Annotated in this window: 16 protein-coding genes; 8 read left to right on the top strand and 8 right to left on the bottom strand. The window is 57.5% G+C overall.

What is annotated here, in order from left to right:
• Positions 1–108: 108 nt before the first annotated feature.
• From ACTHSL_RS11380 to ACTHSL_RS11355, 6 genes are all read right to left on the bottom strand, one after another.
• Positions 109–2,091, bottom strand: a complete 1,983-nt coding sequence (locus ACTHSL_RS11380) for a transglutaminaseTgpA domain-containing protein (protein ID WP_440381488.1) — start codon at positions 2,089–2,091, stop codon at positions 109–111.
• Positions 2,092–2,206: 115 nt separating this feature from the next.
• Complete coding sequence (locus tag ACTHSL_RS11375; protein WP_440381487.1) at positions 2,207–3,154, bottom strand: DUF58 domain-containing protein; 948 nt, start codon at positions 3,152–3,154, stop codon at positions 2,207–2,209.
• On the bottom strand, positions 3,138–4,049 hold the full coding sequence (locus ACTHSL_RS11370; RefSeq protein WP_049249393.1) for an AAA family ATPase: 912 nt from the start codon (positions 4,047–4,049) through the stop codon (positions 3,138–3,140). The genes ACTHSL_RS11375 and ACTHSL_RS11370 overlap by 17 nt, the downstream gene beginning before the upstream one ends.
• A gap of 102 nt (positions 4,050–4,151) precedes the next feature.
• Positions 4,152–4,910, bottom strand: coding sequence for an iron ABC transporter ATP-binding protein (locus ACTHSL_RS11365; RefSeq protein WP_074896288.1), 759 nt, complete (start codon positions 4,908–4,910; stop codon positions 4,152–4,154).
• 78 nt (positions 4,911–4,988) lie between these two features.
• Complete coding sequence (locus tag ACTHSL_RS11360; RefSeq protein ID WP_440381486.1) at positions 4,989–5,960, bottom strand: iron chelate uptake ABC transporter family permease subunit; 972 nt, start codon at positions 5,958–5,960, stop codon at positions 4,989–4,991.
• Positions 5,961–5,976: 16 nt separating this feature from the next.
• Positions 5,977–6,945, bottom strand: a complete 969-nt coding sequence (locus ACTHSL_RS11355) for an ABC transporter permease (protein WP_440381489.1) — start codon at positions 6,943–6,945, stop codon at positions 5,977–5,979.
• Between the two features lie 51 nt (positions 6,946–6,996).
• Here ACTHSL_RS11355 and ACTHSL_RS11350 point away from each other — a divergent pair, with 51 nt between their 5' ends.
• A complete protein-coding gene (locus tag ACTHSL_RS11350) occupies positions 6,997–7,146 on the top strand; it encodes a hypothetical protein (protein WP_440381485.1) in 150 nt (49 codons plus the stop codon).
• On the opposite strand, the gene ACTHSL_RS11345 is transcribed toward ACTHSL_RS11350, so the two are convergent.
• A complete protein-coding gene (locus ACTHSL_RS11345; protein ID WP_440381484.1) occupies positions 7,134–8,099 on the bottom strand; it encodes a siderophore ABC transporter substrate-binding protein in 966 nt (321 codons plus the stop codon). The two genes, ACTHSL_RS11350 and ACTHSL_RS11345, sit on opposite strands and share 13 nt — an antisense overlap.
• A 410-nt stretch (positions 8,100–8,509) precedes the next feature.
• Between ACTHSL_RS11345 and ACTHSL_RS11340 the strand changes: the two genes are divergently transcribed.
• From ACTHSL_RS11340 to ACTHSL_RS11315, 6 genes are read left to right on the top strand one after another with little or no spacing between them, the layout of a single operon-like run.
• On the top strand, positions 8,510–8,893 hold the full coding sequence (locus tag ACTHSL_RS11340; RefSeq protein ID WP_440381483.1) for a DoxX-like family protein: 384 nt from the start codon (positions 8,510–8,512) through the stop codon (positions 8,891–8,893).
• A gap of 27 nt (positions 8,894–8,920) precedes the next feature.
• Positions 8,921–9,391 carry a DUF2269 family protein gene (locus tag ACTHSL_RS11335; RefSeq protein ID WP_003770789.1) on the top strand — a complete coding sequence of 157 codons (471 nt, stop codon included), beginning with the start codon at positions 8,921–8,923 and terminating at the stop codon, positions 9,389–9,391.
• A gap of 50 nt (positions 9,392–9,441) precedes the next feature.
• Positions 9,442–9,855 (top strand): thiol-disulfide oxidoreductase DCC family protein, encoded by a 414-nt coding sequence (locus ACTHSL_RS11330; RefSeq protein ID WP_440381482.1) that lies wholly within the window; start codon positions 9,442–9,444, stop codon positions 9,853–9,855.
• On the top strand, positions 9,852–10,229 hold the full coding sequence (locus ACTHSL_RS11325; protein ID WP_003770784.1) for a hypothetical protein: 378 nt from the start codon (positions 9,852–9,854) through the stop codon (positions 10,227–10,229). Before ACTHSL_RS11330 ends, ACTHSL_RS11325 begins: the two co-directional genes overlap by 4 nt.
• 27 nt (positions 10,230–10,256) lie before the next feature.
• Complete coding sequence (locus tag ACTHSL_RS11320) at positions 10,257–10,655, top strand: hypothetical protein (protein ID WP_440381481.1); 399 nt, start codon at positions 10,257–10,259, stop codon at positions 10,653–10,655.
• A complete protein-coding gene (locus tag ACTHSL_RS11315; RefSeq protein ID WP_440381480.1) occupies positions 10,652–11,479 on the top strand; it encodes a fatty acid desaturase family protein in 828 nt (275 codons plus the stop codon). The genes ACTHSL_RS11320 and ACTHSL_RS11315 overlap by 4 nt, the downstream gene beginning before the upstream one ends.
• On the opposite strand, the gene ACTHSL_RS11310 is transcribed toward ACTHSL_RS11315, so the two are convergent.
• Positions 11,476–11,709 (bottom strand): hypothetical protein, encoded by a 234-nt coding sequence (locus ACTHSL_RS11310; protein ID WP_440381479.1) that lies wholly within the window; start codon positions 11,707–11,709, stop codon positions 11,476–11,478. The two genes, ACTHSL_RS11315 and ACTHSL_RS11310, sit on opposite strands and share 4 nt — an antisense overlap.
• Between ACTHSL_RS11310 and ACTHSL_RS11305 the strand changes: the two genes are divergently transcribed.
• Positions 11,708–12,547, top strand: coding sequence for a sugar nucleotide-binding protein (locus ACTHSL_RS11305; RefSeq protein ID WP_440381478.1), 840 nt, complete (start codon positions 11,708–11,710; stop codon positions 12,545–12,547). The genes ACTHSL_RS11310 and ACTHSL_RS11305 overlap by 2 nt on opposite strands.
• Positions 12,548–12,655: the final 108 nt, after the last annotated feature.

Raw genomic sequence — 12,655 nt, 5'->3', positions numbered from 1 at the left:
GAAGAACCGAACTATACGCACATCCGAAAATACTGTCAAACAAATATTGCAAGAAAAATATGGGAAATTGCTTATCAGCATGTTTTATATGAATATTTAACTTATTTTTTATTCTGCATATTTCCGGGCAACATTTTTTACTTTATTCAACCATCGTCTTTCTTCTGTTTTACTTGGCAACGTATCAGAAGCAAACAGCCATTCTTCATATTGGTGCAATAACTGGGTTACTTCTGCATCTTCTGCATTATTTTGCTTCATTATTTCGATCAGTTCTGAAGCAGTAACGGATGGCAGGGTTTCATCTTCCGAACCAAGCAACACATTCTTAAGTAATAGGAAGCCCTCTGCCAACGGTTCTTGCTCCTTCCTCCTGCCTCGCAGCCACCACCAAGCAATAGGTAGCAAAGCAACCAGGATGCCTCCGAATCCTACTAAGATACCGGTAGAAAAGTTGAATTTTCCCAGTCCTATTTTTGCAAACAGGTTGTTTTGACTGCTGTCATCATAATTGACAACCCATTGCTGCCAATAGAACTGCCCGCTCTCTGCCCATCGGTTCCAAATTTGGTCGTTATTCCCACCGGATACCAGTTGCCATTCGTTTTCAGGCAAGGCATTGCTCAATCCGCCGCTTTGGCGTTGTGCGGACGCCGCAGTCGTGGGGTCTATACGCAGCCACGCCTGCTCTTCTTCAAGCCAAATTTCTGCCCATGCATGGGCATCTTTGCTGCGGATTTGCCAAAAATTGCCGTTCTCCTGATAGTCTCCGCCGAGATAACCGGTGACAACACGGGCCGGGATGCCTGCTGCGCGCATCATTACGACAAAACTTTGGGCATAGTGTTCGCAAAAACCCTGTTTACTACCGAACATGAAATCGTCGATGCCATTATTGCCGCTATATAAAGGCGGTTGCAGGGTATAGGCGAACTTTTGCCTGCGGTAATAATTGAGGACTTTATCGGCAAACTGCCGTGCGGATGTACTTTCTCCGGCCAGCAGTTGCGCCAATTGGCGGGTGCGGAAATTGCCGCTTGGCGGCAGGCGCAGATAATACTGTTTTTCAAACTCCTTCAACGTTTGCGACATCATATCGGAAGCACTTGATTGCAGGCTGACCCGCCTCAACCCTTCCCTGCTGCGGACACGGATAACGTTTCCCAACCGGACGGACACGGCGGGCGGATGGTTATTTGAAGCCAGCGGATAATCCAATACGGGAATAATGCCGTCCTGATCCCGCAAAATCATTTGATAAGACACCTTGAGGCCGTCTGAACGTACATTTGCTGTAGGATCATCAATCGCCACAGGCAACGCCCGCCATGTTTTCCCGTCAAAATCCGCCATCACCACCGCACGCCAATAAAGCTGTTCCGGACGGGGACGGACATCGTTGTCGAAGGTTACGTTGGCCACTAATTCATTGCTTTGTACCAAGCTGCCGATATTGCCCGGCTCCATCGTATCGGACAAGCCGGTTTTCGCCTGTTCCTGCTTTGGCTGCGGTATGCGCCACAACGGCTCGCTTTTTCTCGGCATCACGACAAACAACACAGCCATCAGCGGCAATGTCAGGCCGAAGGCCAACAAACCTTGCCGCACGGCCGTACCGACGGTCAGCCCGCAAAGCAGCGCGAAACACAGGCTGACGGACAACAAGGCCAACAGCAGCCATGCGCCGGTCAGCAGGCTTTGATTGAACAACACGGCCGAACCGACCAGAAACAGCATGGACAGCAGCAGCACCTGCCAATCGCGCATCGCCCGGCCTTCAAAAGCCTTCAGCATAATCATCAGCAGCAGGAAAGAAATGCCGCCCTCGCGGCCGATGACGGTACCCAACTGCTGCCACACGACCGCTCCTGCCGCCACCAGCAAAATCATCAAAAACCAGGTCGGAAGTTTGCCTGCCTGCAGATACAGCAGCACGAAGCGTAATACCAGCATACCGCCGAACACGGCAATGATGCCGGCAGGCAGCGTCGTCAGCAGCGGCAGTGATGCCCAAACCAATGCGAGCAAAACCGCCACAATCACTTTGCGCGGCGGTATCTGTTCCAAAAAGGCGGGATTCAATATTAGCATGGAAAAAACGTTTCCGTAGGTTTTGTGGCGTTTGAGGCCATCTGAAAGCGCGGCTCACACACAGTGAAAATAGATTGCGCCCGTATGGAAGGCCGTTTCAGACGGCCTCTTGTCTTTACATCAGGGCCAACGCGGCAAGGCACATTTCGCGCTGGCCGTTTTGCGGCGCGATGGTGCGGCGCGGCAGCTCCAATACATACGGTGTGCCAAACCGTTCGGCATCGAGCACGCGGCGGCACAGCAGCCCTGCCAGCCGTTCGTTATCCGTACCCGCCGGATAATCCCGGTAGGAAATGATACGGTCGTCGGCCACTGCCTGCAGTTCTTCAAAGCGTTTCGACATCATTTCGCCTGTTTTGGCATAAGTTTTCCATGCCACATGCTGCAACGACATGCCGTCCTGATGCACTTGAAGGTAGGCCAATTCGTCGCCGCCGGGTTTCAGACGGCGTTCGGCCGCCTGAACGTCCGCCTTCGGCCTCGCCTGCGGCGGCGTATGCGCTATCGGAGCGGGATACACCAGCGCGTCGCTCGGCCAGTGCCAGACGCATTGGGCGGCAATCAGGCCGAACGGCGCAACTGAAGCGGTACGCAGCGGCGGCACGCGCAACCGTCCGCGCAGGCGTGCGGGAACGCGCCAAACGAACTCTTTCTCCCCTGCCGCATCCACCGTCCAAGCCTGCCACAGGTTTTCAGACGGCCTGTCGCCGTTTAGAAAATCATCTTCGCTGCACAGCCACAATTGCCGCTGCCTGCGGTTGTTCACGGCGCGCAGGTGCAGTTCGGCCTCTTGTCCGGCAAACACTTCTTTAGGCATTTCAACGTCGATTTGCAAGGACAAAAGCTGGCGCAGGGTCAGCAGCACGCCAACGATAAGGAAGCCCAAAAGCCAAAAGGCGGCGGCATAGGCCAGATTGACTTGGTAATTGACGCCGACCAGCCACAGCAAAACCACGACGACAGCCATACCCGCACCCAAGCGCGTCGGACGGCAGCGGATGGCCGACAGGGCGGGCGAACGTCCGACGGACGGCGCGGGCAGGGATTTACTGAACGGCCACATGATTGAGGATGCCGTTAAGCAGCTGCGTACTGCTGCCGCCCTGTTGCAGCGGGCGCAGGCGGTGGTTGGTCACGGAAATCCAAACGGCCTTGATGTCGTCCGGCAGCACATGGCCGCGTCCGTGCATGAACGCCCATGCTTTGGCGGCATTGACGACGGCCAGTCCCGCACGCGGGCTGAGGCCAGTAACGAACAGGCCGGGCTGGCGGGTGGCCTGCACCAGCCGGAACACATAATCGGCAGCGGCTTGGGCAAACTTCGTCTGTGCCGCCTGCTGTTGCCAAGCCGTCAGGGTTTCGGCATTGCAGACCGGCTGTATTTTCGGCAGCACGCGGCGGCGGTCGCCGTGGAAATAGAGCATTTTTTCCGCTTCGGCAGCGGGATAACCCATACTCAAACGCATCATGAAACGGTCGAGCTGGGATTCGGGCAACGGGAAAGTGCCGAGCTGTTCGGTCGGGTTTTGCGTCGCCACAACGATGAAGGGCTTGGGCAGGCGGTAGGTCCGGCCGTCCACCGAAACCTGCTTTTCCTCCATGGCTTCAAGCAGGGCGGATTGCAGTTTGGGCGAGGCGCGGTTGATTTCGTCGGCCAGCAGGAAGGAGTGGAACACGGGGCCGGGATGGAATTCGAATTTGCCTTCGTTCGGGCGGTAGATGTTGATGCCCAAGAGGTCGGAAGGCAGCATGTCGTTGGTGAACTGCACGCGGCGGTAATCCAGGCCGAGCACCGCCGCCACACCGTGCGCCAGCGTGGTTTTGCCTACGCCCGGCACGTCTTCCAATAAAACATGGCCGTCGGCCAAAATGCAGGCCAGCAGTTGTTTGAGTACGTCTTCTTTGCCCAGGATTAGGGTATTGAGTTGTTGCAGGGCTGCCTGTATGTTTTGCGCCATAATCGTTATGCGTCTCAAATAAATCGTTGAAGCGGCGGATTGTAGCATGAGGCCGTCTGAAAAAGGTTTTCAGACGGCCTCCCGATATATCAACATGCACCGTCAAACGTGGTGCACGACGAGTTTCCGGCCTTTGTAGTCCAATACGTCCACGTCCATGTCGAACAGTTCGCGGATGTTGGCGGCGGTGAAGACTTCGTTGGGGTGGCCGGTCATGGCGACGCGGCCGCCCTTCATGGCGACGACGTGGTCGGCATAGGCGGCGGCCTGGTTGATGTCGTGCAGGACGACGACGGTGGTGCGGCTGTGTTCGTCGGTCAGGCGGCGCAAAAGCTGCATCAGGTTGCGGGCGTAATACATGTCTAAGTTGTTGAGCGGCTCGTCCAGTAAAACGTAATCGGTCTGCTGGCAGAACACCATGGCTATCATCGCCCGCTGCCGCTGTCCGCCCGACAGCTCGGTCAGGTAGCGTTCGGCAAACGTCTGAAGCTGGAAAGACGCCAATGCGTTTTCAACGATGGCTTTGTCGTTTTCAGACGGCCTGCCCTGATGGTAGGGATAACGGCCGAACATGAGCAGGTCGCGCACGCTGATGCGGCTGACGATGTTGTTTTCCTGTGTCAGGATGGAGAGTGTTTTGGCCAATTCGGCGGTCGGGGTGGCCGTTACGTCCAGTCCGCCGCAGGTGATTTTGCCGTGTTTGAGCGGCTGCAGCCGTGCCATGAACGACAAAAGGGTGGATTTGCCCGCGCCGTTGGGCCCAATCAACGCGGTGATGCCGCCTTGCGGGATGTCGAGGCTGACGTTGTCCAATATGGTTTGCCCGCCTATGCCGTGGCTGACGTTTTGGATGGATATCATTGTATTATTCTCTTGTTTTCATTTGATTGGAATGTGGTTTTCAGACGGCCTTACGAAGTAAAAGGCCGTCTGAAAAAACTACTTCGGCTTTCGCAGCACCAGCCATAAAAACACCAGCCCGCCGGCAAATTCGATGACCACGCTCAACACGGCCTTCATGCCCAAAAGGTGTTCAAACACGGTCTGCCCACCCACCAGCAGCACCGATGCGGTGAGAAAGGCCATCGGCAGGCGCAGGCTGTGGCGGATGCTGCCGCAAAAGCGGTCGGACAAGGCCACCACCAGCAGGCCGAAAAAGCTCACTGGCCCGACCAAGGCCGTGGCCGTGGCCGTCAAAACCGCAATCCAGAATAAAATCCACAACATATCGCGCCGGTAATTCAGGCCGAGATTCACCGCCTGATCACGCCCCAGCAGCAGCACGTCCAGCTTATACCGTTCGCGCCACAGGAAGAAGGCCGACACCAGCGCGATAACGGCCGACACCCCCAGCAGCTTGGCGTTCACTGTATTAAACGAAGCAAAAGTGCTCGACTGCGCCACGGCAAACTCTTCGGGGTCGAGCAGCCTTTGCAGCAACGAAGACAGGCTGCGGAACAAAATGCCGAACACCACGCCGATTAAAATCATCCGCGCCAAATCGCGCCCACCCTGCCGCATCAGCGTTTGGAACAGCAGCAGTGAGCCGCCGACCATCGCCGCCAGTTCGAAGGCGAACTTGCCCGTCTGCGGCAGAGACGAATAGCCGATGCCGCCCAACACCGCCACCAGCAGCGTCTGCAAAAACACATACAGCGAATCGAAACCCAGCACCGACGGCGTGAGAATCGGATTGTTGGTCAGCGTTTGGAACAGCAGGGTCGAAACGCCCACCGAATACGCCACCAGCAGCAGCGAGGCCAGCACCATCCCCCGCCTTGGCAAGACGAAATCCCAATGCCCGTTCGCACCCAGCGTCATAAACAGCACGCAGGATGCGGCCAGCAGGGCCAAAGCCGGCCACAGCGGGCGGTACAGGCCGGACAATGCGGCCGTTTTTTTATTCGACATTCGGCACCTCCCTTTTTCAGACGGCGTGCGCGGGTTTGCGCATCAGCAGGTACAAAAACAACACCGTCCCCACCACGCCGAACACAGTGGATACGGGAATCTCGAACGGCGCGCGTATCGTCCGGCCGACGATATCGCAGGCCAACACCAGCGAAGCCCCCATCAGCGCAACCGCCGGCAGGCTCGCACGCAGCTTGTCGCCCATCAAACGGCTGACGATATTGGGCACGACCAGCCCGATAAACGGAATGCCGCCCACCGTAACCACCACCAGCGAAGTAATCAGCGACACAATCATCAGCCCCGACCACAAAACCGCCGTGCGGTTCAGGCCGAGGTTGACGCTGACCGAATCGCCCAGCCCCGCAATCGTCAATTGGTCTGCAATCAGATAAGCGCATGCCGCCGCCGCGCCGCCTATCCACAGCAGCTCGTAACGCCCCTGCATCATATTGGAGAAATCACCCGACAACAGCGCGCCCAAAGCCTGCATCATCTCCTGCTCATAAGCGATAAACAGCGTAACCGACTCAATCACCCCGCCGAAAATCACCCCCACTAGCGGCACCATCAACTGCGCCGTCGGCGGCAGGCGCGAAATCAACGCCATAAACAGCAGCATCCCCGCCATCGCCGCCGCCGCGCCGACCGACATCCTCAACAGCGGCGCAACGGACGGCGCAAACAGCATCATCAGCAGCAAGGCCAAAGCCGCACTCTGGCTCGCCCCCACCATCGAAGGCTCGACAAAGCGGTTTTTCATCAGAATCTGCATAATCATGCCCGCCACCGCCAGAGACGCACCGCTCAACACCACCGCAAACGTGCGCGGCAGGCGGCTGATCAGCATCAACTGCATACTGTCGGCCGAAGAAAAAATCCGCGACCAATGGAATTCCGCCACCCCGACCGACAAACTCAATGCAAACAGCGGCAGCAATATCAACAGATTGGCCAGATTGAACACCAACGCCTGTCGTTTCATCATTATTTCCTTAAATGGTTGAAGCCCCGCCGTTGAGGGCGGCACACCGGTTTGGCTTTATACGCAGCCCCGCGTGTCGGAATATCGCATCACATTGCCACACAACATCCGCGCACAGCCCGCACAAACTTTCAGACGGCCTCATGGCGGCATCCCGCGCATCAAGGCCGTCTGAAAAAATTGAACGCCTATTTCGCCTGAGAAAAAGCATCCTTCAAAAAATTACCCGCATTCAGCAGCTCCTGCGCACCGCCTGCGGCCAAATAAGTTTCCGGCGGCAGATACACCACCTGCCCTTTTTTCCAGGCCGTACTCTGCGCCACCAGCGGATTATTCAACACTTCGCGCGCCGCCTGCCCTTCTTCGCCTATCGCCGCACTGCGGTCGAGGACGAACAGCCAGTCGGGATTTTTCTCTTTGATATATTCAAAAGAAACCGGCTGTCCGTGCGAACCTTCCTTAATCGCCTCGTCCGCCGCAGGCACGCCGATATCGCGGTGTATCCAACCGCCCAAACGCGAATCGGGGCCGAAAGCCGACAACTTGCCCGCGTTCACCAAAATCACCAGCCCTTTTCCCTTACCCTGCGCGGCGGCCTTCGCATCGGCAAACGTCTTATCGATTTCCGCCTTCAAAGCATCCGCTTCGGCCTGCTTGCCGAAAATCCTGCCGTAAGCATCAATGCGCGCCTTCGCGCTCTCCTTCATATTGTCCGTTTGCGCCGTCATATCGATGGTCGGCGCAAGCTTGGCCAATTCGTCGGACACCTTATCTTTAGCCATACGGCTGCCGATAACGATCAACTGCGGGTTATAGGCATTCAAGGCTTCGTAGTTCGGTTCGAACAGCGTGCCCGCCTTCACCGCGTCTTTCAGCGGCGCATCCAAATAGGCCAAATTCTGCGAATCCACCGACGCGCCGATTTTCACGCCCAATTTGCTCAGCGTATCGACCGCGCCCAAATCATAAACCGCCACACGTTCGGGATTTTGCGGCACAACGGCTTCACCGTGCGCGGTTTGGACTTTAACCGAGCCGGCCGGCACTTCGGATGCGGCGGAACCGGCCTGCACCGAAGCGGAGCCGTCCTGACCGCCGCAGGCGGCCAAAGCAAATGCGCAAGATAAAGCCATGAAAACGGAACGGAATTTCATCAAACATCACTCCAAAAAAAGATAAAAAAATATCTGCCTGTCAAAAGGCCGTCTGAAAACCTATCGGCACTTCTCAGACGGCTTGTTTAAAAAATAATTATTCTCTTTCATTTTCTCATAAAACTACCGTTTTTAACAAACAGTAATATCGATTTTACTTCCACCGGCTTCAAATTTATTTTTATTTCTGTATTGACAGAAATTATAGACTAAAAATACAATGCAGCCATTCCAAACATCCAGGCCGTCTGAAAACGGCTTGAATAGGAAATGCTGCAATATAAATACTGAAACAGCATTGAATAAAAGTTGAATAAAACTGCCGTATCCGTTGTTGCGGCAAACCGCCGTCCGGCAAAAATTTTTTGGCTTACGATTTCTGTATAGACAGAAATTTAGAAATTTTAAAAATGAAACAGCAACGTAGAATACCCGCCTATCTGCCCTACTCCCTCGGCATCCTGTGGCTGTGGAGCGGACTGCAACCGGTTTTGACCGCGCCGCAGGAATCGCTTTCCCTCTTGGCCGAAGTCGGTTTTCAGACGGCCTTCCAATGGCCGCTGCTGCTGGCTTCATCGCTGCTCGACATCGTCTTCGGCCTGCTGTGTTTCAGCCGCGCGCGCCGCCTGCCCGTACTTTGGGCGGTACAAGCGGCAACGGTGGCGGCATACAGCCTGATTATCGCGTTCGCCCTGCCGCAAATGTGGCTGCACCCATTCGCGCCGTTGGTCAAAAACCTGCCGATTTTGGCACTGCTGGCCTTCCTGTGGCATGAAGGCCGTCTGAAAAAGTGAAACCGCGTTTATTCGAGGAACGACATCATGAACACCTATCTGATTGTAAAAACCCTGCACATCCTTTCGGCCACGCTGATGGTCGGCACCGGCTTCGGCACGGCGTTCTACCTCTTCTGGGCCAACCGCAGCGGCTCCGTGCCGGCGCAGGCGGTGGTGTCGAAATGGGTCATCAAGGCCGACTGGTGGTTCACCACGCCCGCCGTGATTTTCCAACCGCTGTCGGGCTGGTGGATGATGTCGCAGGCCAACTTATCCTTCGACACAAAATGGATAGCCTGGACCATCGGCCTGTATATCTTGAGCGGCATCTGCTGGCTGCCCGTGGTCTGGCTGCAAATCCGTCTGGCGAAAATGGCGCAGGCCGCACACGAAGCGGGAGAAAACAGCCTGCCGCAAAAATACTGGCGTTATGCGCGGATTTGGGAACTGCTGGGCTATCCCGCCTTCTGCGCCACAGTCGTCATCTACTTCCTGATGGTGCTCAAACCCGCCTGAGGCCGTCTGAAACCCGCCTGTAAACCCGAACCGCCCTATAGAGTAACGCCATGGAAAAGCACACAATTTTCTACGATGCCGAATGCCCGATCTGCATCCGTGAAATCGCCCTGATTTTGGAAGACAACCGCGCGGAATATTTCAAAGCCGTCGCCATTCAGGGCAACGAAGAAATATTGAAACAATACGGCATTACCGCCGAAGATGCGCTAACCTACCTGCACATATTGCGCAACGACGGCATCATGCTGGGCAAAATGCCGGCCGTCCGGCTGATGTACCGTGGATTTAAAGGCTTTGCCCTCGTCAAACTAGCCAACCTGCCGCTGCTCGACCGCCTCGCCGATCTGATTTACCCTTGGTTCGCCCGCAACCGCTACCGCTTCCCGGCGTGGCTCCTGCCCCGTCCGCAATGCGAAAACGGCGTATGCCGCATCAAACCTTTAGAAAGGAACCTGAAATGAAAAAACTGTTACTCCCTCTGCTGCTGTTGCCTTGCGCCGCCTTTGCCGCCGACGACGGCGGACTGTCCCAATGCCCCCGCGTCTTCCGCGACAACATGGAAATCGCCGTCTTCACCATGCCTTGCCCGCCCGACAGCCAAGATGCCGCCCTGCCGCCGGAAAAAATGACCGCGCACCTGCGCCGGGTTCAAGAATGCGAAAACCGCATGGCCGGCGGCGATGCCGCACAAGCCGCCCGAATCGAAAAAGAACTGCTCGAGTTCGTCGGTTCCCGTGCCAAAACCGTGCGCGCCCTCGAAGGCAAACCGCAGGAAATGGCCGCCTACTGCCGGAAACAAAACGAAACCGCCCGCCGCCTGCTGCTGACTTACTGACCCGCCGGAACAACGAAAGGAAACACCATGGAAAACCTGATGATTGTTATCATGACGGCCGCCGTCTCCCTCCTCACCAGCCTGACCTGCTGGCTGATTGTCGGCCCGCAGCTCAAGCACGTCCTGGCCTCCCTCTGCAACGACGAACGCGAAAACGTCAAAGAAATAAGCGGCCTGTTTTGGCAGCGGCTCTACGCCGGGCTGACGGTTTTCATCCCGCTCCTGTGCGTCCTGGCGTTCGCTCCGAATTTCGAACTCAGCGCGGCCGCCAACCTGCTTATCGCCATGCGCTGCGCCATCTTGGGCGGCGTCATCCTGCTTTTGGTGCTGGCCTACCAAATCCGGCAGCAAATCCGCCTGTTGCAGAAAAAAGAACCCTCAATACCCGCAGGATACCGCATCAGCGAACTGGAACAGCAAAAATGAATCCGACCGGAAAACCCCAAATCGAATGGCGCGACCTGCTGCACTTAAACCGCCGCCAGATTGCCCTCAACGTTTTGCTCTCCCTGCCGTTCTTGGCCGCATCCTGGCTGTTTGCGGCATACGGGCAATACCTTGCCGCACTCGTCATGTCATTTTTCTTCTTCACCTGCGCCCTGCGGCAGGCGCACGACTGCTACCACCACAGCATAGGCCTGAACCGTCCGGGCGTACGCATCATGCTGCACCTGCTGAGCATCGCCATGCTGTGCAGCACCCACGCCATCCGCCACACCCACCTGCAACACCACCGCGACCCGCTGGGCGAAGGAGACGTGGAAGGCAACTGGGCACGCCTGCCCGCCTGGAAAGCCATCCTGTTCGGCGGCCTGTTTTCCGTGCGTATCCAATGGCAGGGGCTGATGCACGGCAGCCGCACCACCCGAAGCCGCAGCCGCCTCGACATGCTCCTGATTGCCGCCTTTACCGCCGCCGCCCTCATCACGCGGCACCCCGTACTGCTTTACCACACCGCCGCCATGATAGCGGCTAACGCATTGGTCGGCTTCTTCGCCGTCTGGTCGGTGCATCACGACTGCGACACGCACGGCGTATACGCCCGCACCGAACGGCAGGCCTGGGCAAACTTCGCCACCGTTTACCTGCTCTACCACATGGAACACCACCTGTTTGCCGCCGTCCCCTCCAACCACCTGCCCGAACTCGCGCGCCGCCTCGATGCCGCCGCGCCGGAATGGAGCGCGCACCGCGTCCTGCCGCAGCCGAAAGAACAACCCTGCCCGCTCAAACGCCTGCTGCACACCTAAAACCTTTTCAGACGGCCTCCCCGTCCGACACGGAGGCCGTCTGAAAACAGGAAAACAAAGCCGGACGGCGGTTTCACAACCGAAACGGACAACGCGGACAACCGCCCGTTTCCAAACCGACAAGCCAACGGAATATCGAATGCCCAAACACACGCCAGCCGCACATTCAAACTTTCAGACGGCCTCAAGCATCCCCCGCCCGACGACAAAGAAAACAAGGAAAACACCATGAACATCCTGCTGCTCGGCGGCAGCGGCTTTATCGGCAGCCGCCTCGCCCGCCGCCTGCGCGAAGCCGGACACCAAGTCTGCACCCCGTCGCGCCGCGAACTCGACCTGCTGAACCCCGAAACATCCGCCGCCATGCCGCTGCTGGAAGGCTGCGATGCCGTCGCCAACTGCGTCGGCATCATGAGCCGCCGCCGCGACCTGCTCGAAACCGTCCACCACCGTACCCCTGCCAAACTGGCGGCATGGGCGCGGGAAGCGGGCGTTTCCCGCTGGCTGCAACTCTCCGCCCTCGGCACAGACCCCGCACATCCTGTCGCCTTCATCGGCAGCAAAGGGCGCGGCGACCAAGCCGTCTGCGAAAACGGCCCGCACACCGTCTTGGCACGCCCTTCCGTGGTATACGGGCGCGGCGGCGGCAGCTGTGAAGTCTTCCTCAAACTGGCGCGCCTGCCCATCCTGCCCCTGCCGGACGGCGGCCGTTTCGACCTCCAACCCGTGCATGCCGAAGACGTGGCCGACGGCCTCGCCCGCCTCCTAAACGCCCCGCCGACACACGGCAGCGTCATCCACATGACAGGCCGTCTGAAACTGACGCTGGCCGACTACCTCAACCTATTGCGCCAAACCGTGCACCGCAAACCGCCGTTTCAAACCGCCTCCATCCCGCTCCCCCTCTTGCGCCCGATGCTGCCGCTGGCCAATCTGTTGAGCGACGGCTTCCTCAGCCCCGACAGCATCACCCTGCTGCAACAAGGCTCCTGCGCCGACACCGCCGCCTTCGCCGCCCTGCTGGAACGCGAACCGTTGGGCGCGGACGAGTTTTACCGCCTCGATTAACCCGCACCGACCATCCTTGGCCCAAAGAGGCCGGCGGATTTGCATTTGAAGTGCAACTTTCCATAACAGAAAAAGGCCGGTATGCGGCAGCATACGGCCTTTCCTGCA

This window comes from Neisseria sp. P0008.S010 (assembly GCF_051962715.1).
GTDB lineage: Bacteria > Pseudomonadota > Gammaproteobacteria > Burkholderiales > Neisseriaceae > Neisseria > Neisseria elongata.
The sequence above is the reverse complement of the archived record's forward strand: the minus strand, read 5'-3'. Positions and strand labels throughout refer to the sequence as shown.

Coding starts and splice junctions, on each gene's coding strand:
- ACTHSL_RS11320 (WP_440381481.1), top strand. CDS start 10,257: ATGGAAAACCTGATGATTGTTATCATGACGGCCGCCGTCTCCCTCCTC.
- ACTHSL_RS11380 (WP_440381488.1), bottom strand. CDS start 2,091: ATGCTAATATTGAATCCCGCCTTTTTGGAACAGATACCGCCGCGCAAA.
- ACTHSL_RS11335 (WP_003770789.1), top strand. CDS start 8,921: ATGAACACCTATCTGATTGTAAAAACCCTGCACATCCTTTCGGCCACG.
- ACTHSL_RS11305 (WP_440381478.1), top strand. CDS start 11,708: ATGAACATCCTGCTGCTCGGCGGCAGCGGCTTTATCGGCAGCCGCCTC.
- ACTHSL_RS11370 (WP_049249393.1), bottom strand. CDS start 4,049: ATGGCGCAAAACATACAGGCAGCCCTGCAACAACTCAATACCCTAATC.
- ACTHSL_RS11360 (WP_440381486.1), bottom strand. CDS start 5,960: ATGTCGAATAAAAAAACGGCCGCATTGTCCGGCCTGTACCGCCCGCTG.
- ACTHSL_RS11330 (WP_440381482.1), top strand. CDS start 9,442: ATGGAAAAGCACACAATTTTCTACGATGCCGAATGCCCGATCTGCATC.
- ACTHSL_RS11315 (WP_440381480.1), top strand. CDS start 10,652: ATGAATCCGACCGGAAAACCCCAAATCGAATGGCGCGACCTGCTGCAC.
- ACTHSL_RS11365 (WP_074896288.1), bottom strand. CDS start 4,910: ATGATATCCATCCAAAACGTCAGCCACGGCATAGGCGGGCAAACCATA.
- ACTHSL_RS11375 (WP_440381487.1), bottom strand. CDS start 3,154: ATGTGGCCGTTCAGTAAATCCCTGCCCGCGCCGTCCGTCGGACGTTCG.
- ACTHSL_RS11340 (WP_440381483.1), top strand. CDS start 8,510: ATGAAACAGCAACGTAGAATACCCGCCTATCTGCCCTACTCCCTCGGC.
- ACTHSL_RS11355 (WP_440381489.1), bottom strand. CDS start 6,945: ATGAAACGACAGGCGTTGGTGTTCAATCTGGCCAATCTGTTGATATTG.
- ACTHSL_RS11310 (WP_440381479.1), bottom strand. CDS start 11,709: ATGGTGTTTTCCTTGTTTTCTTTGTCGTCGGGCGGGGGATGCTTGAGG.
- ACTHSL_RS11345 (WP_440381484.1), bottom strand. CDS start 8,099: ATGAAATTCCGTTCCGTTTTCATGGCTTTATCTTGCGCATTTGCTTTG.
- ACTHSL_RS11325 (WP_003770784.1), top strand. CDS start 9,852: ATGAAAAAACTGTTACTCCCTCTGCTGCTGTTGCCTTGCGCCGCCTTT.